Source organism: Burkholderia cepacia ATCC 25416 (assembly GCF_001411495.1).
Lineage (GTDB): Bacteria > Pseudomonadota > Gammaproteobacteria > Burkholderiales > Burkholderiaceae > Burkholderia > Burkholderia cepacia.
Map to the genome: position 1 here is coordinate 1,388,885 of NZ_CP012982.1, position 19,981 is coordinate 1,408,865.

Sequence of the window (19,981 nt, forward strand, 5' to 3'; positions counted from 1 at the left end):
ACTCCATCATGACCCAGGACCCGCTTTTCCAACCGCTGCAATTCGGCGCGCTGACGCTGCCGAACCGCATCGTGATGCCGCCGATGACGCGTTCGCGCGCCAGCCAGCCCGGCGACGAAGCCAACGAACTGATGGCCGCGTATTACGCGCAGCGCGCGAGTGCGGGCCTGATCGTCAGCGAAGGCACCTATATCGCGCCGCTCGGCAAGGGCTACGCATGGACGCCCGGCATTCACACGCCGTCGCAGGTCGCCGGCTGGCGCAAGGTGACGGACGCCGTGCATGCCGCGCACGGCCGCATCTTCGCGCAGCTGTGGCACGTCGGCCGCCTGAGCCACACGAGCCTGCTCGGCGGCGCGCAACCCGTATCGTCGTCGCCGCTCCAGGCGAAGGGCGTGAACGTGTTCATCGCCGGTGAAGACGGCAGCACGCCGGGCTTCGTGCAGGCATCCGAGCCGCGCGCGCTGTCCGTCGACGAAATCCGCGAGATCGTCGACCAGTACCGCGCCGCCGCGCGCCACGCGATCGAAGCCGGCTTCGACGGCGTCGAGCTGCACGGCGCGAATGGCTACCTCGTCAACCAGTTCATCGATTCGAATGCGAACACGCGTACCGACCAATACGGCGGCTCGCTTGAGAACCGGCTGCGCTTCCTGCGTGAAGTCACGCAGGCGCTGATCGAAGGCACCGGCGACGCATCGCGCGTCGGCATCCGCCTCGCGCCGCTGACCACGCTGAACGGCTGCGTCGACGACGATCCGGAAACGACCTACCTCGCGGCCGCGAAGCTGCTCGGCGAGCTCGGCGTCGGCTACCTGCACATTGCGGAAGCCGACTGGGACGACGCGCCGCTGATGCCGGTCGCATTCAAGCAGCAGCTGCGCGCCGCGTACCCGGGCGTGCTGATCTACGCCGGCGCGTACACCGCCGAGCGCGCACGCGAAGCGATCGCCGCCGGCTGGGCCGACCTCGTCGCGTTCGGCCGCCCGTTCGTCGCGAACCCCGACCTGCCCGAACGCCTGCGCACCGGCGCCGCGCTCGCGCCGCACGACCGCAACACGCTGTTCGGCGGCGGCGCCCAGGGCCTGACCGACTACCCGACACTCGCGCAAGCCGCGGCGTAACGATTCACCGCAGTCCGGCATGAAAGCAACGCTCGCCCGGCTCGCGTTCGGCGCGATCCTGCCGTTCGCGGCGGCCCGGGCGGCGCACGCCGCGCCGGCCGCACCCGCGGCCGACCGGTATCCGTCCGTCCAGGGCGCGAACGACGCGTTCGGCGGCGACACGTGAGTGGGCGTCGGAGGTCTATCCGAATCCGCACACGCAGGATGAATTCCCGATCAACCAGTACGTGCGCGAGAAGCGCGGCATCTACAACCTGGAGCGGATCGACAGCCGCGCGCTGGTGCGCGACAAGGCGCGGGAATTCCTGTTCGTGCTCGGCCAGCCGCTGTACGTCGGCTCCACGCAGGTCAACATCAACCCGGTTGCGATCCGCTGATCGCACCTCCGCCCCCCGACCATCGCGGCCGCTATCGCCGCGATTGTCATTTCCGGGTTGCGGCCTGCGCCATCGGCGTCTAGTGTTGACGAGATCGACGCCACACGACCGTCACCCGACCTGAGAGGACGCTCCGCCATGCCCAGCCGTTCCCCGACACGCGACCTGCTGCTGGCCCTTGCGGCCGGCCTTTCCTGCGTGGCGCTCACCGCGCCCGCGCATGCCGACGAGGCCGCCGGCCTCGCGCCGCCCGAGCCGGCCACGCCGGTGCTGTCGACCACCGCGAGCGGCATGCAGGTCTACGCATGCGAATACGATGCCGGGCACCGGCTCGCGTGGGCATTCCAGTACCCCGAAGCCCTGCTGTTCGATGCCGGCGGCACGCTCGTCGTCCGGCACGGCGCGGGCCCGTCGTGGGAGGCACTCGACGGCAGCCGCATCACCGGCAAGAAGCTCGCGGAAGCGCCGGGCACACACCCGGGCAGCGTTCCTCAACTGCTGCTCGCGGCCACGCCGGCCACGACCGGCACGCTTGCCGGCGTGCGCTTCGTGCAGCGGCTCGACACGGCGGGCGGCACCCCGCCGGCCGCGACGTGCACGACCGAGCATGCGGTCGGACGCTTTCCTTACTTCGCGCGTTATGTGTTCCTGAAGTGAAGTGAGGTGACGTGACGTGAGGTAACGCCCGGCGCCGCCGGCACCGGGCATCTTCCCGCTTCCTGCCGCCACGCCGCCATTCATTCAGTTTTCCTGTCTTTCATGCGCACAAGCGTGACAGCGTCGACACCCGCGTTACGCCCGTTCAGCGTATCCGCATCGACAACTCGACATCGCCGCCGAACGGCACCGACAGATAGCCGTTTTCCGGCGCGCGCACATACGCGAGGTAGTCGGGGCTGTATTCCGCGTTGTCGGCCACGACGAAAGCCCCCGCCCCGAGGTGAGGTTCGACCAGCGCCAGGATCTCCGGATACAGCCCCTTCGCGCCGTCGAGCAGCAACAGGTCGACCGAATCCGGAAGATCGGCGGCCAGCGTGCGCAGCGCATCGCCTTCGCGAATCTCCACGAGATCGGCGAGCCCTGCCGCCGTCAGGTTCGCCCTCGCGCGCGCGACCTTCGACGGTTCGAACTCGCTCGTGACCAGCCGGCCACCGCCGTTGTCACGCAGCGCGGCCGCGAGATGCAGCGTCGAAATGCCGAACGACGTGCCGAACTCGACGATCGCCCGCGCGCCGCCGCTGCGCGCGAGCATGTACAGCAGCGTGCCCGTCTCGCGCGACACGGGAAGCGGGTAGTCCTTCAGGCGCGCATACAGATCGGTGTAGTCCGTCTTGCTGCGCATCAGCCGCGCCTGCTCGTCGCGCGACAGGTCGGCGAAGGCCGGGCTCGTCGCGGGCGACGCCGCCTCGGCTTCGTCGAACAGGCGCGCGAGCAGCGACGCCAGCGGGTCGTGAATCAGGGTGGTCATGCGGATCTCCGGTGTCAGGTTGAGTGCGTCAGTGCGCCCGACTAGAATATGACGAACTATTCAGGTTTTACTATTCGCATTGGCCAACCGCCCATGACCGACCGCCGAAACGCCCCGATTGCCACGCGCAAGCTGCCTCGGCAGGCGCGCTCGACCCGTCTCGTCGAAGACGTCCTCCAGGCTGCTGTTCAGGTTTTGGCGACCGAAGGCGCGCAGCGCTTCACGATGGCGCGCGTCGCCGAGCGCGCCGGCGTGAGCGTCGGCTCGCTGTACCAGTACTTCCCGAACAAGGCATCGGTGCTGTTCCGGCTGCAGCACGACGAATGGCGGCAGACGTCCGACATGCTGTGCCGAATACTGCAGGACACGCAGAAGACGCCGCCCGAGCGACTGCGCACGGCCGTCCATGCGTTCGTCCAGTCGGAATGCGACGAGGCGAGCATGCGCATCGCGCTCGACGACGCCGCACCGCTCTATCGCAATGCCCCCGAAGCGCATGAAGTGAAAGCCGAAGGCAACCGGGTCTTCAACGCGTTCATGCGCGAAGCGTTGCCCGGCGTGCCCGACACCACGCATGCGCTCGCCTGCGAGCTGATCATGACGACGCTCACGTCGGGCGGCAAGGCGTTCTCCGAAACCGCGCGCACGCCGGCGGAAATCGACGCCTATTCGACCGCGATGGCCGACATGTTCTGCGCGTACCTCGCGCATCTCGCACGCGACTGACGCGACCCAAGCGACTGACGCGACCGGCGCGACCGAAGCGACGAGGGCCGGAACGTGCGAGCGCAAGCCGCGTGCGGCACCGGTATCATCCGGGTGCCGCCTGCGCACGGCCGCGCACCGCGTCTCGCGCTGCCGTTTTCATGCGCGTGCACCGCCCCTCATGAAAGCAATTAGTAAGATTCAATGCCTCACCCGCTCCCGCCCTGCCCGTCGACCCTGCATTCAAATAGTCGCCTTAACGGATTCGAACTAGGCGTATACACGCGTGTCGTCGCGACGGAGCCCGGTTGCACGCCGATATAAGCGCTGCGACATGCGCTGCATGCACTTCCCCCGATGGGACGTGATGGGCCGCTCGCCTAACCTTCGCTACGGCAAAGCACACGTGACGGGGTCGACCACACCACGCGTCGTCCGACGCGACACCCTCGCGATCGTTTCGATTCGCACGTAACGACACGCATCACGCGTCATTCGTCCCCACGACGTTGCCGACAAATCCCAACCAGATACGAGACACCCTGACGACGGTTCGCTACGGGCCGTTTCAGCATGCTGATAAAGGAGCAAGCTCATGAGTGATACCCCGGTGCAGCCGACGGTCGACGTCGGCGCGGCAGAATCTGACTTTGGCACCCAGGGAGTCATCGACCGGTACTTCGGCATTTCGTCGCGCGGCAGCACGCAACGCACCGAGATCGTCGCCGGCGTCACCACCTTCCTCGCGATGGTCTATTCCGTGTTCGTCGTGCCCGGCATGTTCGGCAAGGCCGGCTTCGACACGAGCGCGGTGTTCGTCGCGGTCTGCCTCACGACCGCGTTCGGCTCGCTGCTGATGGGCCTGTGGGCGAAGCTGCCGATCGCGATCGGCTGCGCGATCTCGCTGACCGCGTTCACCGCGTTCGGCCTCGTGCTCGGCAAGGGGCTGCATCCGACGGTCGCGCTCGGCGCCGTGTTCCTGATGGGCCTCATGTTCACCGGCATCTCGGTGACCGGCGTGCGCTCGTGGATCCTGCGCAACCTGCCCGTGGGCGTCGCGCACGGCACCGGGATCGGCATCGGCCTGTTCCTGCTGCTGATCGCATCGAACGACGTCGGCCTCGTGATCAAGAACCCGGGCGCCGGCCTGCCGGTCTCGCTCGGCCAGATCACCGCCCTCCCGGTGATCATGTCCGTCGTCGGCCTCGCCGCGATCTTCGGCCTCGAGAAGCGTCGCGTGCCGGGCGGCATCCTGCTCGTCGTGATCGCGATCTCGATCTTCGGGCTGATCTTCGATCCCGCCGTGAAGTACCACGGCGTCTTCGCGCTGCCGTCGCTGAGCGCACCGGGCCATGCATCGCTGATCGGCGCGATGGACATCAAGGGCGCGCTGTCGATGGCCGTGCTGCCGAGCGTGCTGGCGCTGGTGATGACCGCCGTGTTCGACGCGACCGGCACGATCCGCGCGGTCGCGGGCCAGGCCGGCCAGCTCGACGAGAATGGCCGCATCATCAACGGCGGCCGCGCGCTGACTGCCGATTCGATCAGCTCGATCTTCTCCGGTTTCCTCGGCGGCGCGCCGGCGGCGGCCTACATCGAGTCGAGCGTCGGCGTGGCCGCCGGCGCGAAGACGGGCCTCGCGGCCGCCGTGGTCGGCCTGCTGTTCCTCGTCGTGATGTTCTTCTCGCCGCTCGCGGGCCTCGTGCCGTCGTACGCCACCGCACCCGCGCTGATGTACGTCGGCCTGCTGATGCTCGGCAGCGTGAGCAAGCTGCACATGGACGACATGGTCGACGCGATGTCGGGCCTCGTGTGCGCGGTGTTCATCGTGCTGACCGCGAACATCGTGACGGGCATCATGCTCGGCTTCTCGACGCTCGTGATCGGCCGCATCGCCAGCGGCGAATTCCGCAAGCTGAACGTCGGCACCGTGCTCATCGCGGCCGTGCTCGTCACGTTCTATCTCGGCGGCTGGGCGATCTGACCGCGAAACCTGCGCGACGTCGCCTGCAGAAGGGCGGCGCGCATCGGGACGACATCGTCTCCTCCACCATCGTCGTTGATGGTCTCCAGGCCTGGGAACGCAAGTTTCCAGGCTTTTTTTGTGAGTGCAGTGCAGCACGATGCGCGTCGCGGAAACGGCGCGACGCAAATTCGCGCCCGGTGCTACGATCGCGCTTTGCCCCCTTCAGGAGCCGCGATGAACGCGCTCGGCATCGTCTCCGAATCGAGCACCCGGACCTCGGCGCGCAAGCCGCCGTTCATCCCGTCGTTCGGGTTCCACGAAGTGCATGAATCGCAGCCGATCGACGCGCCGCCCGCGCGCATCATCGACGCCGTCGCGTCGCTCGACATGCGTGCCGATCCCGTCATCGACACACTGCTCATGGTGCGCGAATTCCCGGCCGCCGTCGCCGGCGCGCTCCGCAACGGGCCGGCCCGCTCCGAACACGCGCGCTTCGGCTTCGACTCGTTCACGCTGCTCCACCGCGACGACACATCGCTGTCGCTCGGCCTCGTCGGCCGCTTCTGGCGTCCCACGCCCGACGTTCGAACGATCGCCGACGCAACGGCCTTCGTGCGGCACGACGACCCGCGCGATGCAAAGCTGGTGCTCCGCTTCGAGGTCGTCGGGCTCGCATCGGGCGCGCACATGCTGCGCACGGAAACGTTCATCCACTGCCCGAGCGAGCGCACGCGCTGGCTGCTCACGCCGTACTGGCTCGCGATCCGGCTGGGAAGCGGCTGGATCCGGCGCCGTACGCTGGCGGCCGTCGAAACGGCACTCGTCAGAACGGCTTGATCACGACCAGCCCGACGACGATCGCCGTCGCGGCCACGACCGCGCCCGCCGCCTGCCCGAGCCACGGTGTCGGCACGACGACGAGATCGTCGCGCTCCATGCGCCGCAGCGTGCCGGCCAGCATGCCGTGCAGCGCCGACAGCGCGACGACGATCGCAAGCTTCACCGACAGCCACGCCGCGCCGAACCAGTGACCGCTCAGCGCGATCGCGATCCCCGTGATCCAGACGATCGCGAGGGCAGGCGCCGTCACCGTGCGATCCCAGCGCCGCACCGCGCGATGCACGGCGAGGTTCGCGATCCGGACACCGACGGACAGCATCAGCAGCCCGCCGACGAACGTGACGACGGCCGCCACGTGCACGGTCTTCATCATCAGGTAGATCATCGCGCGTGCCTCCGGCGCGCGATCCATCCCGCACTCGCCAGCCCCGCGAACGGCACGACGGCCGACAGCACGAGCCGCGCGACGTCGCCCCTGCTCCACAGCCCGCTCGATGCGGTGCCGACGACCGCCCACACGTACATCGCGAACGCGATGCCGTGGACCGGCCCCATGATCGATACCGCGACCGGATAACCGGCCAGATGCTTGAGCGGCACAGCGACGCACACCAGCACGACGAGCGTGGTCGCCTCCAGCAACGACAGGTACTGCAGGTTCCGCAACGCATTGCGATCGTCTTGTTTCATCGGCAGGCTCCAGGTTGATCCGCCGCGATTGTCGCGCGTGGTGCGGGTTCGAGCCATTGGCTAGAATGACATCTTTCAACGGATTCCGGCCACGGCCGCGAACGCCATGCACACGGTCGCCGTTCTTGCCTTGCCCGATGTCGTCCCGTTCGACCTGGGCGTCGCCTGCGACACGTTCGTGCGCGTGCGGTCGCCCGACGTCGCGCCGGCCTACCACGTGCGCGTGTGCAGCGAGCAGCCGCGCGTCACCGGCGACCTGTTCGAGCTGCGCCCGCCGTTTCGCCTCGACGCGCTGGCCGGCGCCGATACGATCATGGTCCCCGGCACGTCCGAGCCGCTCGCGCCCACGTCGCCCCGCGTGCTCGCGGCGTTACGCGCGGCTGCCGCGCGCGGTTGCCGGATCGCGTCGATCTGCAGCGGCGCGTTCGTGCTCGCGGAAGCCGGGTTGCTCGACGGCCTGCGCGCGACGACGCACTGGCTCGCGGCCGCCGAACTCGCACGCCGCTATCCGGACGTCGACGTCGATCCGAACGTGCTGTTCGTCGACAACGGGCGCATCCTGACGTCGGCCGGCGCGGCGGCCGGCCTCGACCTGTGCCTGCACATGATCCAGGCCGACTACGGTGCAGCGGTTGCCGTCGACGCCGCACGCAGCGCGGTGGCGCCGCGCGTGCGCGAAGGCGGCCAGGCGCAGTTCATCGCGCCGGAATGGCCGGCCGGCGGCGACGGGCTGCACGACCTGATGGACTGGCTCCAGGCGAACCTGCGCAAGCCGCTCACGCTCGACGAGATGGCCCGCAAGGCATCGACGAGCGTGCGCACGCTGACGCGGCGCTTCCAGGAACAGACCGGCACGTCGCCGCGGCAATGGCTGCAGACCGCACGCGTCAGGCACGCGCAGCAGTTGCTGGAGGTGACGGCGCTGTCGATCGAGCATGTCGCGACGGAAGCCGGATTCGGTTCGGTCACCGCGTTTCGCGAGCGGTTCGTGCGCATCGTCGGCACGTCGCCGCAGCGTTATCGCCAGACGTTCCGCGCACGCACCGGCGCGTGACGTTCGTCAGGATCACTACCTGAAGCATCCAGCCGCCGCCCCCTTTCGCGCCAACCGGACCCGATCGATGACCCGCATCCGCAATCCCCTGAACATCGCGCAGCTCCAGGCGTTCGTCTCCGCCGCGCATCACAAGAGCCTGCGCGCCGCGGCGCGCGAACTCGGCGTCACGCAGCCCGCGATCACGCATACGATCCGCGAGCTCGAAACGGCGCTCAACGCGGAGCTGCTCGCGCGCAGCGTCCGCGGCGTCGAGCTGACCGCGTGCGGCCATGCGCTGCTGCCGCGCGCCGAGCAACTGCTCGGCGATATCCGCCGCACGGTCGAGGCCGTCGAACAGGTGAAGGGCGAGATGTCCGGCCGCGTCGCGGTCGGCACGATGCCGTCGATCGCGCTGACGGCGCTGCCGCGCGCGGTGACGGCATTCCGCCGGTCGATGCCGGACGTGAGCCTGCATCTCGAGGAAGTGACGGTGCCCGACGCGCTCGCGCAGTTGCGCAACGGCACGCTCGACATCGCTGCGATGCACCACGTGCCCGCGCTCGACCGCGATTTCACGCAGTTGCCGCTGCTGTCGACCGAATTCACCGTCGTGATGCGCGAAGGCCACCCGCTCGCGCACGCGCGCCGGTTAGAGGAATTGCTCGATGCCGAGTGGATCGTCACCGTCGGCGCCGAGCAGTTTCCGCACAGCGTGATGGTCGGGATGTTCCAGGCGCACGGGCTGCCGCTGCCGAAGCGGCTCTTGCGCTCGCCGATGTCGTTCGCGGTGACGCTCGGGCTCGTCGCGCGCTCGGACGTGATCGGCTGCTTCACGCGCCCGCTCGCCGCGACGGTCGCGCCGCTCGGCATCCGCACGGCCGAACTCGACGAGCGCATACCGCGCTTCGACCTGTCGATCATCGCGCGGCGCGACCTGCTGCCCACGCCCGCCGTCACGCAATTCGTCACGTGCCTGCAGCGTGCGGTCAACGAAACGCTCGGCTGAATCGTTCCTGTGTCTGAAACGGCGGCGCACGCAACGCGCCGCCGCCGGGCCCGGTATCGGGGCTTGTCCTAGGCGCCCTGCCGGTATTTTGTCTTGATAATCTTGCGCACGTCGCGCGCCCGCATCGGGTGGGCGAAACGGACAGCCTGACGCGAAGCCGCGGCGGGCCGAAGGCTTACGGCGCGGCACAACCGCGCACCCATCGAACAAAACGAGGAGTCACCTGGTGAAAAAGATTCTTGCGGCTGTGACCGTTGCCCTGCTCGCCGTATCGGCCGGCAGCGCGTATGCGAAGGACTGGTCGACCGTGCGGTTCGGCGTCGACGCAAGCTACCCGCCTTTCGAATCGAAAGGCGCTGACGGCAAGGTTGTAGGTTTCGACGTCGATCTCGGCAACGAAATCTGCCGCCGCATGAACGCGAAGTGCGTGTGGATCGAAAACGACTTCGACGGGATGATCCCGGCACTGAAGGCCCGCAAGTTCGACGGCGTGCTGTCGTCGATGTCGATGACGCCGGCGCGTCAGGAACAGATCGCCTTCTCGGCGAAGCTGTTCAACACGCCGACGCGCCTCGTCACGAAGAAGGGTGCCGGCCTGATGCCGACGGCCGAATCGCTGAAGGGCAAGTCGGTCGGCGTCGAGCAGGGCACGATCCAGGAAACCTACGCGAAGACGTACTGGGCCCCGAAGGGCGTGAACGTCGTGCCTTACCAGAACCAGGACCAGGTCTACGCCGACCTGATCTCCGGCCGTCTGGACGGCGCGCTGCAGGACGCGGTGCAGGCCGAAATCGGCTTCCTGAAGACCCCGCGCGGCGCGAACTACGACTTCGCCGGCAAGGATCTCGACGATCCGAAGACGCTCGGCGAAGGCGCCGGCATCGGCCTGCGCAAGGAAGACACCGACCTGAAGGCGAAGATCGACAGCGCGATCGCCGGCATGCGCAAGGACGGCACGTACGCGAAGATCGCGAAGAAGTACTTCGATTTCGACGTCTACGGCAAGTAATCCGCCACGCAAGCGCACGCTTCGCTTCGGCACGAACGGGCTCCGCAAGGAGCCCGTTTTTTTCGTGCACGGCGGCCGCGGCGTTATTTTTTCCGCACCAACCTGATGATTCGCAACGAAAATCGGCGCGTTCTGGCGCCGGTTTGATGGGGGCGAGGAAGGCAACGTACAATCGATCTTCCACGCACACCGGATCATTCGCGGCTGCGCCGCACTCCCCCATCATGCAAACGCAGACCCATCCGCTGATTTCCCCCGCCGTCGGTACCGAACGCCAGATCACGAGCTTTCACTACGGCCCGCGCGGCGGCAAGAAGGTCTACATCCAGTCGTCGCTGCACGCGGACGAACTGCCCGGCATGCTGGTCGCCACGCTGCTGCGCCGCAAGATCGCCGCGCTCGAAACGGCCGGCAAGCTGCGCGGCGAAGTCGTCATCGTGCCCGTACCGAACCCGATCGGCCTGTCGCAGCACGTGTTCGGCGATCACCTCGGCCGCTTCGAGCTCGGCTCGATGCAGAACTTCAACCGCAATTTCTACGATCTCGCGGCGCTCGTGCTGCCGCGCGTCGAACACCGCCTCACGCACGATGCGCAGCACAACCTCGTCGCCGTGCGCGCCGCGATGCGCGAAGCGCTCGACGAGCAGAAGCCGCGCACCGAGCTCGATTCGCAGCGCCTCGCGCTGCAGAAGCTGTCGTTCGACGCCGATATCGTGCTCGACCTGCACTGCGACAGCGATGCGGTGATGCACCTCTACACGAATCCCGATCTGTGGACCGACGTCGAGCCGCTGGCGCGCTATCTCGACGCGCAGGCATCGCTGCTCGCGCTGAATTCGGTCGGCAATCCGTTCGATGAAATCCACAGCTTCTGCTGGTCGGATCTGCGCAGCCGTTTCGGCGACCGCTTCCCGATCCCGAACGGCGCGATTTCCGTCACGGTCGAACTGCGCAGCGAACGCGACGTGTCGTACGAGTTCGCCGAAAAGGACGCGCAGGCGATCGTCGAATACCTGACCGAGCGCGGTGTCGTCGAAGGCACGCCGGCACCGCTGCCGCCGCTCGCGCATCCGGCCACGCCGCTCGCGGGCACCGATCCGCTCGTCGCGCCCGTGTCGGGCGTGATCGTGTTCCGCACGCCGGTCGGCGTGATGATCGAGGCCGGCCAGGCCGTGGCCGACATCGTCGATCCGCTGACCGATCGTGTCGTCACGCTGAAGAGCAGCGTGTCGGGCGTGCTGTACGCACGCCAGATCGTGCGCTTCGCGACGGCCGGCATGGAAGTCGCGCGCATCGCGGGCGCGACCGCGATCCGCACGGGTTCGCTGCTGTCGGCCTGAGCGGCCGGCCCGCGCGCCGGGTCACGGCGCGTATCGGGCATCTCCCGGCGCTCACCCGCGCGCACCAACGAAATCGCCCGCTTGCGCGGGCGATTTGCTTTCCGGAATGCCCGGCGATCCATCCGGCCGGGCGAAGGCACGCGTGGGCGTTCAGAACGCCGGCACGATCGCGCCGCCGAACTTCTGGTCGATGAACTTGCGCACGTCGGCCGATTCATAGGCCGCGACGAGTTTCTTCACCCACGGCTTGTCCTTGTCCTGCGCGCGCACGGCGATCAGGTTCGCATACGGCCCGCGCAGGTCCTCGATCGCGATCGCATCCTTCACCGGCGTGAGCCCGGCCTTCACCGCGTAGTCGGTGTTGATCGACGCGGCGTCGAGATCGGGCAGCGCGCGCGGCAGTTGGGCGGAGTCGAGTTCGACGATCTTGATCTTCTTCGGGTTCTCGGCGACGTCGAGCGGCGTCGCGTTCACGCCGTTGGTACCGACGCCCGGCTTCAGCTTGATCACGCCGTATTTCTGCAGCAGCAGCAGCGCGCGGTTGCCGTTCGACGGATCGTTCTGGATCCCGACCTTCGCGCCCACCGGCAAATCCTTCAGCGACTTGATCTTCTTCGAATAGAAACCCATCGGCGCCGTGTAGGTGAGCCCGACGTTGACGATCTTGTAGCCGCGCTGCTTGATCTGGCTGTCGAGGAACGGCTGGTGCTGGAAGCCGTTCGCGTCCAGGTCGCCGGCATCGAGCGCCGCGTTCGGCTGCACGTAGTCGTTGAATTCGATGACCTTGATCGCGAGGCCTTCGCGCGCGGCGACCTTCGTCACCTCGGTCCAGATCTGCGCGTCGGGGCCGCTCATCGTGCCGATCTTCAGCGTTTGCGAGTCGGCGTGCGCGCCGGGCGCCGCGAATGCCAGTGCGGCTGCGAGCGCGCCGAGGCCGGTCAGGAATGAACGTCGCATGGTGTCCTCTTGTCCCGTGTCGTTTGTTGGAAGACGGATCGTGGCACGGGGCCGGAACGCCACCAACCAAGCTTATTTCATGTGCATATTCCGGGGCCGGATCGATTCTCAGCCGAATTCGGTATAACCCCGGGCAGCGCAACCGGGCAGAATTCAATGTCGCATCGGCGCCACACATTCTTCATATGACAGTCGCTGTCATATTCATTACGTGGCCCCTCGATAAAGTTGCCGCCGGTCCGTGAAAGCGCCCACAGAGAGCGCCGGAACCGCAACTGGACACGCCATTTATTCGCTCGGAGAATCCTTTGAACAAGAAACTGTTGACCATCGCCGTCCTGGCAGCAACGGCCGGCACGGCGCACGCACAAAGCAGCGTGACGCTGTACGGCGTCATCGATGCCGGTATCAGCTACGTGAACCACAGCAAGACCGCCAACGGCGGCTCGGGCAAGCTGTTCAAGTATGACGACGGCGTTGCCCAGGGCAGCCGTTGGGGCCTGCGCGGCACCGAAGACCTCGGTGGCGGCCTGAAGGCGATCTTCGTGCTCGAAAACGGCTTCAACAGCGGTAACGGCACGATCGGCCAGGGCGGCGCGATCTTCGGCCGCCAGGCTTACGTCGGCCTGAGCCAGTCGCAATACGGCACGGTCACGTTCGGCCGCCAGTACTCGTTCTCGACCGACATCCTCGGCTCGAACTACTCGACGGGCGGCAACACGGTCGCGGGCAACTACGCGTACCACGTGAACGACATCGACCAGCTCACGTCGAGCCGCATCAACAACGCCGTGAAGTTCCAGAGCGCGAACTACTCGGGCTTCACGTTCGGCGCGTTGTACGGCTTCTCGAACTCGACGGACTTCGCCGGCGCACCGGCAACGACGTCGGGCACGACGACGACGGCAGGCTCGTCGCGCGCATACAGCTTCGGCCTGAACTACGCGAACGGCCCGCTGTCGGTCGGCGCAGCCTACACGGACATCCGCTTCCCGAGCCAGTCGACGCCGGCCTTCTCGACGTCGATCGCGAACCTGAGCACGGGCAACGTCCGCGACCTGCGCACCTACGGTGTGGGCGGCCGCTACGTCTGGGGCCCGGCAACGGCATGGCTGCTGTGGACGCGTACGCAGTTCTCGACCGTCTCGGGCGCGGGCGGCACGTTCTACAACGCGTATGAAGCAGGCGCGAAGTACGCGTTCACGCCGGCCCTGTCGGGCGGCCTGGGCTACACGTACACGAACGCGACGCAGAACGGCAACTCGTGGCACTGGAATCAGGTCAACGGTATCGCCGACTACGCACTCAGCAAGCGTACCGACGTGTACGGCCTGGTCGTGTACCAGCAGGCATCGGGCAAGGGCGTGCAAGCGCAGATCGGCTCGAGCACGAGCTACTTCAACACGTCGGGCACGGGTTCGAAGAACCAGATCGCCGCTCGTATCGGTATCCGTCACAAGTTCTAAAGCATCCGCTTAACTCGCGGATCACGACGGCAAGAAGCGCCCCGCTCCACGCGGGGCGCTTTTTTATGGGCTTTTAAGTTTCGCTTAATTCTGGGCTGAGAGGATGCTCTCACCCCCCCTGTTGGCCGCCTGAACATCGGCGGCTTTTTTTTTGAACCGCCGACGGCGCCGCCATCGATTGCCCACAAGACAGGATCGGAGGCCATGATGATCGAAGATACCGTTTTCAGCCATCTGCACGCGATTCTGACGTGCCAACACTCGATGCCGGTCCAGAGCTGCCGCGTATCGGTCGAAATGCAGCGCCCGTGGGGACGGCCGTATCGTCTCGTCGAATGGACGATGCATCTCGACGCACCCGCGCGGCGCCAGATCGTGCCGGCCGAATCGACCGACGAAGAAATCGCCGAGGTTGTCGCGTCGCACGTGCCGGGCCGGCTTTACGGCGACGGCCGGCTGCAGTTCTGAACGCCGTCCCGTTCCACCCGCTGCCTGTCTTTCGAGCGCGCCGCACGCATCGTGCGGCAGTCGGTCTCGTTTGATGCAGCAACGAAACCTGCTACGCTGCGCGTTTTCGTCCACGCAACACACGATGGAAAACGCATTCAACGAACGCGGCGTGATGATCACGCGCAACGGCCTGTCGGCCGCCGGGCAGGTATTCGCGCTGCGTGACATCCGCCACGTCGATGTCGTCAAGATTCCGAAAAACCGCCTCGTGCCGTCGCTGATCTCGCTGATCGGCGCGGCCGCCGCCGTCGCGGGCGGCATCGCCGGATCGAGCGCCGCGCTCGTCGTCGGCGTGATGCTCGCCGTCGTCGGTTATCTCGCGTGGACCACGCAGGACGTCACGTATCGCCTGATGGTCGAGATGCCCGACGGCAACCGCGAAGCGCTGTCGAGCGTCGACGTCGAGTTCGTCGAACGCGTCGCGCAGGTCGTGCGCGATGCGCAGGCCGCAACGACGGCCGGCTGATTCCGTTCACATCCCTGCACGCTTCAATCCGTGGTGCCCGGCCGCGCGCGGCGCGTTTCGCGTCGCGCAACGGCGCCCTCGATTGCCCCGTCGAATCGCATTCCGCCAACGCCTCGCCTGCGCTGCGTACGCCGACCGCCTAGTATGGAAAGAGCGGCTCGTCGCCGCATCGTCCGAGGAGGCCAGCATGAACGTCCAGACGCTGTCCGGCACGCTTCGCGCGCAGGAACTGCTGATCGTGTCGATGGTCCGCGCGCTTCCCCCTGACGCACGCCGTGCGCTCGTCGACCTCTACACCGAGCAGATCGCGTTCGCCGAGCAGGCCGGCCTCGAAGGCCACGGCGATCGCGCGACGCACGATGCGTTCATCACGCATGCGCGCAACCTGCTGATCCGCATCGAAGCACTCGCCTAGAGCCTGTTCACGCTCGTGGCGGGCTTGCTCCACGGCCCGCGTTTCTTCCGAATTTTTCGACGCAGCTCGCCCGAGCCGCGCAGGTGAGCGCTCACCCACGCGCGCCGCTTTTCGTTCTTGTATTGATAATAATTCTCATTTACACTGGCAAAATTGTCAGTTGCCTTTCAATTCGCCGCTCGCCGCATTCCGTGCGCGGGCGGGCCAGCCAGGTGAACGCGTCACCCAGCCAGCCTTCGGGCTTGTTTTCGTCAATGGGAGACCACCTGTGCATTGCTATACGCTGGCGCGGCGGCCGATCTGTGCCGCGCTGTTCGGCGCGTTCGGCCTGTCCGCCGCCCCGGCTCACGCCGATTCGTCGCCGCAAGGCGCCACCCCGCCTTCCACCCTGCTCGTTGCCGCGTCCACGCGCGGCGATGCGGCGCTGCTCGATCCCGTCACCGTCACGGCCAACCGCACCGCAACGGCCACGAGCCGCACGGCTGCGTCCGTCTCGGTGATCACCGACGAGGATCTGGAAGAACAGCAGGCCACCAACATCAAGGATGCACTGCGCTACGAGCCGGGCATCACGGTGCGCCGCACCGCGTACCGGCCCGGCAGCGCCGCGCTCGGCGGCGGCCGCGACGGCGATTCGAGCATCAACATCCGTGGCCTCGAAGGCAATCGCGTGCTGCTGATGGAAGACGGCATCCGCCTGCCGAACGCGTTTTCATTCGGCCCGCTCGAAGCGGGGCGCGGCGATTACGCCGATCTCGACACGCTCAAGCGCATCGAGATCCTGCGCGGGCCGGCGTCGGCGCTTTACGGCAGCGACGGCCTGACCGGCGCGGTGAACTTCATCACGAAGGATCCACGCGACCTGCTGTCGATCTACAACAAGCCCTACTACTTCTCGTTCCGGCCCAGCTACGACTCGGCCGACCGCAGCATCGGCGCGACCGTGTCGGCCGCGGGCGGCAACGATCGCGTCCAGGGGATGATCATCGCCGACGGGCGGCGCGGCCACGAGGTCGACACGCGCGGCAGCAACAACTCGGCGAGCACGCTGCGCACCACGTCGAACCCGCAGGACGTCTATTCGGAATCGCTGCTCGGCAAGCTCGTACTGACGCCGACCACGCGCGACACGTTCAAGCTCACCGCCGAAACGGTGCAGCGGCGCGTGAGCACCGACGTGCTGTCCGCGATCAATCCGCCGAACACGCTCGGCCTCACGACGAACGACCGGCTCGAGCGCAACCGCTTCAGCGTCGACTACGATTTCCGCGACGATGCGTTCCGCTGGTTCCAGACCGCGCACGTGCAGTTCTACTACCAGGACGCGAAGCAGGACCAGTACGCGTTCGAGACGCGCGGCGCGCCGCTGAAATCGCGTTCGCGCGACAACCAGTACAAGGAACGCACGTTCGGCGGCTCGGCGTTCGCCGAAAGCGGCTTCGCGACCGGGCCGTTCGCGCACAAGCTGCTGTACGGCGTCGACGGCAGCGTGTCGCGTGTGACGAACCTGCGCGACGGCACGGTGCCGGGCGTCGGCGAAGCGTTCCCGAACAAGGCGTTCCCCGATACCGACTACACGCTGTTCGGCGCGTTCCTGCAGGACCAGATCGGCTACGGCCGCCTGCTCGTCACGCCGGGCCTGCGCTTCGACACGTACCGGCTGAGCCCGACCGAAAACGATCCGCTGTTCACCGGCAAGGCCGTGTCGACCAGCGCGAACGAACTGTCGCCGCGCGTCGCCGTGCTCTACGAGATCACACCCGCGGTCATTCCGTACGTGCAGTACGCGCACGGCTTCCGCGCACCGACGCCCGACCAGGTGAACAGCAGTTTCTCGAACCCGGTGTACGGCTACACGTCGATCGGCAATCCGAACCTGAAGCCCGAGACGAGCGATACCTTCGAAGCCGGGCTGCGCGGCAAGGCCGGCACCGGCTACGGCGTCGTGCGCTACAGCGCGGCCGCGTTCACGGGCCGCTACCGCAACTTCATCTCGCGCACGACGATCGCGGGCAGCGGCCGGCCGGCCGACCCGTTCGTGTTCCAGTACGTGAACTTCGCCGACGCGCGTATCCACGGCCTCGAAGGCCGCGCCGAATGGGTGATGCCGAACGGCATCACGCTGAAGACGGCGATGGCGTTCACGAAGGGCTCGACGCAGAACGACGGCGCGGCGAGCCAGCCGCTCAACACCGTCAACCCGTTCTCCGCCGTGTTCGGCGTGCGCTACGAGCCGACCGAACGCTGGTTCGTGCAGACCGACCTGCTGTTCCAGGCCGCGAAACGCGACAAGGACATCGACAAGTCCGACTGTTCGAACAAGACGTGCTTCTCGCCGCCGTCGTCGTTCGTCGTCGACCTGCGCGGCGGCTACCGCTTCAACAAGCACGTGAGCGCGACGATCGGCATCCGCAACCTGTTCGACCGCAAATACTGGAACTGGTCGGACGTGCGCGGCATCGCAGCCGATTCGCAGGTGCTCGATGCGTATACGTCGTCCGGACGCACGGTCGCCGTCAGCATGAAAGTGGATTTCTGATGCGCGCCGCCCGCGCTGCCACCCCAACCGTTACTTGAAGGAGTCCGACATGATGCAATCCGCCCTTCCCGGTCAACCGGCCACGCCGGCCCGCGCGGCCGCCGCGCTGCGCGACGCGTTCATCAAGCTCAAGACCGAGCGCCAGCTGCGCAACCGCGACGTCGCGCAGGCGCTCGGCGTCAGCGAAGGCGAGGCGCTCGCCGCGTTCGTCGGCGAGCACGTCGTGCGGCTCGACGCGCGCTTTCCGGCGATGTTCGAGGAAATGCCGCGCCTCGGCCGCGTGATGGCGCTCACGCGCAACGACACGGCCGTCCACGAGAAGGACGGCGAATATGCGCAGATGAGCCATGACGGGCCTGTCGGCCTCGCGCTCGGCGATATCGACCTGCGCATCTTCTATCGTCACTGGGTGTCGGCGTTCGCGGTGCGCGACGAGACCGCGCACGGCCCGCTGAAGAGCCTGCAGTTCTTCGACGCGCAGGGGCATGCGATTCACAAGGTCTACCTGCGCGCGCACAGCGACCACGCCGCGTACGACGCGTTCGTCGAGCGCTGGCGCGCGCCGTCGCAGGAGCCGGGACTCGAGGTCGCGGCCGCCGCGCCGAAAACGCCCGAACGCGCCGACACCGAGATCGACGTCGCGGGTTTTCGCGCCGCGTGGGACGCGATGACCGACACGCACCAGTTCTTCGGCATCACGCAGCGCTTCGGCGTGAGCCGCATGCAGGCGCTGCGCCTCGCCGATCCGCAATACGCGTATCCGGTCGAAACCGCGCATGCGCTGCGCCACGTGCTCGAACAGGCCGCCCAAAGCGGCCAGCCGATCATGGTGTTCGTCGGCAACGCGGGGATGATCCAGATTCATACGGGCCCGGTCGCGAACGTGCGCGAGGTCGGCGCGTGGATCAACGTGCTCGACCCGGGCTTCAACCTGCACGTGCGCGAGGACCTGATCGCCGCCGCGTGGGTCGTGAAGAAGCCGACGAGCGACGGCATCGTCACGTCGCTCGAGCTGTTCGACCGGCAGGGCGACCACGTCGCGCTGCTGTTCGGCGAGCGCAAGCCCGGCAAGGTCGAACGCGACGACTGGCGCGCGCTCGTCGCGACGCTGCCGGCCGCGGCACGCGGAGGCGCGCGGTGAGCGCGCGACCGTTCGATCCGCGCCGCCGCGTCATGCTGGCGGGCGCGGCGGCCGGCGCGCTCGCCGGCGCGCTGCCCGGCAGCGTGCTCGCCCAGGCCGCACCGGCTGCGCCGAAGCGCGTGGTCGTGATCGGCGGCGCGCTCGCGGAAACCGCGTTCGCGCTCGGCGGTGCCGAGACGCCGCGCTACCGGCTCGTCGGCGCCGACACGACCTGCACGTATCCCGATGCCGCGAAGCGTTTGCCGAAAGTCGGCTACCAGCGCGCGCTGTCGGCCGAGGGGCTGCTGTCGCTGCGGCCCGATCTCGTGCTCGCGTCGGCGGAAGCCGGCCCGCCCACCGCGATCGCGCAGGTGAAAGGCGCCGGCGTCGCGGTGACGACCTTCGACGAACGCCACGACGTCGAATCGGTCCGCGCGAAGATCACGGGTGTCGCGCTGGCGCTCGACGTGCGCGACGCGGGCGCCGCGCTGCTGCAACGTTTCGACCGCGACTGGCAGGCCGCGCGCGACGCGGTCGCTGCCCGCGCGCCCGGCGGCGCGCAGCCGCCGCGCGTGCTGTTCGTGCTGAACCATACCGGCAACCAGGCGCTCGTCGCCGGCCAGCGCACGGCCGCCGACGCAATGATCCGCTACGCGGGCGCACGCAACGCGATGCAGGGTTTCGATCACTACAAGCCGCTGACGACTGAAGCGCTCGCGGCCGCTGCGCCCGACGTCGTACTGATTTCCGACGAAGGGCTCGCGGCAGTCGGCGGGCGCACGGCGCTGCTCGCCACGCCCGGCTTCGGCGCGACGCCGGCCGGCCGCGCGCAACGCGTCGTATCGCTGGATGCCCTGTTCCTGCTCGGCTTCGGCCCACGCCTGCCGCTCGCCGTCACGACCCTGCACCGACGGCTGTCGGATGCGCTCGCCTGATTCCGGATCGCC

At 67.6% G+C, this 19,981-nt stretch carries 21 protein-coding genes and 1 pseudogene; 18 read left to right on the top strand and 4 right to left on the bottom strand.

The window, feature by feature from the left end; genetic code table 11:
* The first annotated feature begins 8 nt into the window (after positions 1-8).
* From APZ15_RS23545 to APZ15_RS23550, 4 genes and pseudogenes are all read left to right on the top strand, one after another.
* Positions 9-1,124: an alkene reductase gene (locus APZ15_RS23545; RefSeq protein WP_027790425.1), complete on the top strand. Its 1,116-nt coding sequence runs from the start codon at positions 9-11 to the stop codon at positions 1,122-1,124.
* A 19-nt stretch (positions 1,125-1,143) separates the two neighbouring features.
* Positions 1,144-1,290, top strand: coding sequence for a hypothetical protein (locus tag APZ15_RS42020; RefSeq protein ID WP_196482337.1), 147 nt, complete (start codon positions 1,144-1,146; stop codon positions 1,288-1,290).
* 1 nt (position 1,291) lies between these two features.
* Positions 1,292-1,501, top strand: a pseudogene (locus APZ15_RS42620) (cyclase family protein); the annotation flags it as partial.
* Between the two features lie 138 nt (positions 1,502-1,639).
* Positions 1,640-2,158, top strand: coding sequence for a DUF3455 domain-containing protein (locus APZ15_RS23550; protein WP_027790424.1), 519 nt, complete (start codon positions 1,640-1,642; stop codon positions 2,156-2,158).
* Between the two features lie 145 nt (positions 2,159-2,303).
* Here APZ15_RS23550 and APZ15_RS23555 read toward each other — a convergent pair whose 3' ends face one another.
* Positions 2,304-2,969: an O-methyltransferase gene (locus APZ15_RS23555; RefSeq protein WP_027790423.1), complete on the bottom strand. Its 666-nt coding sequence runs from the start codon at positions 2,967-2,969 to the stop codon at positions 2,304-2,306.
* A gap of 48 nt (positions 2,970-3,017) precedes the next feature.
* Here APZ15_RS23555 and APZ15_RS23560 point away from each other — a divergent pair, with 48 nt between their 5' ends.
* From APZ15_RS23560 to APZ15_RS23570, 3 genes are all read left to right on the top strand, one after another.
* A complete protein-coding gene (locus APZ15_RS23560) occupies positions 3,018-3,695 on the top strand; it encodes a TetR/AcrR family transcriptional regulator (protein ID WP_027790422.1) in 678 nt (225 codons plus the stop codon).
* 574 nt (positions 3,696-4,269) lie between these two features.
* A complete protein-coding gene (locus tag APZ15_RS23565; protein ID WP_027790421.1) occupies positions 4,270-5,658 on the top strand; it encodes an NCS2 family permease in 1,389 nt (462 codons plus the stop codon).
* A 216-nt stretch (positions 5,659-5,874) separates the two neighbouring features.
* Positions 5,875-6,477, top strand: coding sequence for a hypothetical protein (locus APZ15_RS23570; protein ID WP_027790420.1), 603 nt, complete (start codon positions 5,875-5,877; stop codon positions 6,475-6,477).
* Here APZ15_RS23570 and APZ15_RS23575 read toward each other — a convergent pair.
* Together APZ15_RS23575 and APZ15_RS23580 are read right to left on the bottom strand one after the other, a co-directional pair.
* Positions 6,464-6,865 carry a CopD family protein gene (locus APZ15_RS23575; protein WP_027790419.1) on the bottom strand — a complete coding sequence of 134 codons (402 nt, stop codon included), beginning with the start codon at positions 6,863-6,865 and terminating at the stop codon, positions 6,464-6,466. The two genes, APZ15_RS23570 and APZ15_RS23575, sit on opposite strands and share 14 nt — an antisense overlap.
* Positions 6,862-7,170: a DUF3817 domain-containing protein gene (locus tag APZ15_RS23580; protein WP_027790418.1), complete on the bottom strand. Its 309-nt coding sequence runs from the start codon at positions 7,168-7,170 to the stop codon at positions 6,862-6,864. Before APZ15_RS23580 ends, APZ15_RS23575 begins: the two co-directional genes overlap by 4 nt.
* Positions 7,171-7,276: 106 nt before the next feature.
* Here APZ15_RS23580 and APZ15_RS23585 point away from each other — a divergent pair, with 106 nt between their 5' ends.
* The 4 genes from APZ15_RS23585 (at position 7,277) to APZ15_RS23600 (ending at position 11,561) form a co-directional block, all read left to right on the top strand.
* Positions 7,277-8,224, top strand: coding sequence for a GlxA family transcriptional regulator (locus APZ15_RS23585; protein WP_027790417.1), 948 nt, complete (start codon positions 7,277-7,279; stop codon positions 8,222-8,224).
* A 67-nt stretch (positions 8,225-8,291) separates the two neighbouring features.
* A complete protein-coding gene (locus APZ15_RS23590) occupies positions 8,292-9,212 on the top strand; it encodes a LysR family transcriptional regulator (protein WP_027790416.1) in 921 nt (306 codons plus the stop codon).
* 226 nt (positions 9,213-9,438) lie between these two features.
* Entirely contained in the window at positions 9,439-10,221 is a 783-nt protein-coding gene (locus APZ15_RS23595; protein WP_027790415.1) for an ABC transporter substrate-binding protein, read from the top strand.
* A gap of 224 nt (positions 10,222-10,445) precedes the next feature.
* Complete coding sequence (locus tag APZ15_RS23600) at positions 10,446-11,561, top strand: succinylglutamate desuccinylase/aspartoacylase family protein (protein WP_027790414.1); 1,116 nt, start codon at positions 10,446-10,448, stop codon at positions 11,559-11,561.
* A gap of 150 nt (positions 11,562-11,711) precedes the next feature.
* Here APZ15_RS23600 and APZ15_RS23605 read toward each other — a convergent pair whose 3' ends face one another.
* Positions 11,712-12,518: a MetQ/NlpA family ABC transporter substrate-binding protein gene (locus APZ15_RS23605; protein ID WP_027790413.1), complete on the bottom strand. Its 807-nt coding sequence runs from the start codon at positions 12,516-12,518 to the stop codon at positions 11,712-11,714.
* Positions 12,519-12,826: 308 nt separating this feature from the next.
* Here APZ15_RS23605 and APZ15_RS23610 point away from each other — a divergent pair, with 308 nt between their 5' ends.
* The 7 genes from APZ15_RS23610 (at position 12,827) to APZ15_RS23640 (ending at position 19,969) form a co-directional block, all read left to right on the top strand.
* Positions 12,827-13,984, top strand: a complete 1,158-nt coding sequence (locus APZ15_RS23610) for a porin (RefSeq protein ID WP_027790412.1) — start codon at positions 12,827-12,829, stop codon at positions 13,982-13,984.
* A gap of 207 nt (positions 13,985-14,191) precedes the next feature.
* A complete protein-coding gene (locus tag APZ15_RS23615) occupies positions 14,192-14,452 on the top strand; it encodes a DUF2866 domain-containing protein (protein ID WP_011353838.1) in 261 nt (86 codons plus the stop codon).
* 124 nt (positions 14,453-14,576) lie between these two features.
* Positions 14,577-14,960 (top strand): DUF6232 family protein, encoded by a 384-nt coding sequence (locus APZ15_RS23620; protein WP_027790411.1) that lies wholly within the window; start codon positions 14,577-14,579, stop codon positions 14,958-14,960.
* A gap of 187 nt (positions 14,961-15,147) precedes the next feature.
* Positions 15,148-15,375 (top strand): hypothetical protein, encoded by a 228-nt coding sequence (locus tag APZ15_RS23625; protein ID WP_027790410.1) that lies wholly within the window; start codon positions 15,148-15,150, stop codon positions 15,373-15,375.
* Positions 15,376-15,643: 268 nt separating this feature from the next.
* Positions 15,644-17,914 (top strand): TonB-dependent hemoglobin/transferrin/lactoferrin family receptor, encoded by a 2,271-nt coding sequence (locus APZ15_RS23630; protein ID WP_027790409.1) that lies wholly within the window; start codon positions 15,644-15,646, stop codon positions 17,912-17,914.
* Between the two features lie 49 nt (positions 17,915-17,963).
* Positions 17,964-19,055 carry a hemin-degrading factor gene (locus APZ15_RS23635; protein ID WP_027790408.1) on the top strand — a complete coding sequence of 364 codons (1,092 nt, stop codon included), beginning with the start codon at positions 17,964-17,966 and terminating at the stop codon, positions 19,053-19,055.
* Positions 19,052-19,969 (top strand): heme/hemin ABC transporter substrate-binding protein, encoded by a 918-nt coding sequence (locus APZ15_RS23640; protein WP_027790407.1) that lies wholly within the window; start codon positions 19,052-19,054, stop codon positions 19,967-19,969. Before APZ15_RS23635 ends, APZ15_RS23640 begins: the two co-directional genes overlap by 4 nt.
* Positions 19,970-19,981 lie beyond the last annotated feature (12 nt).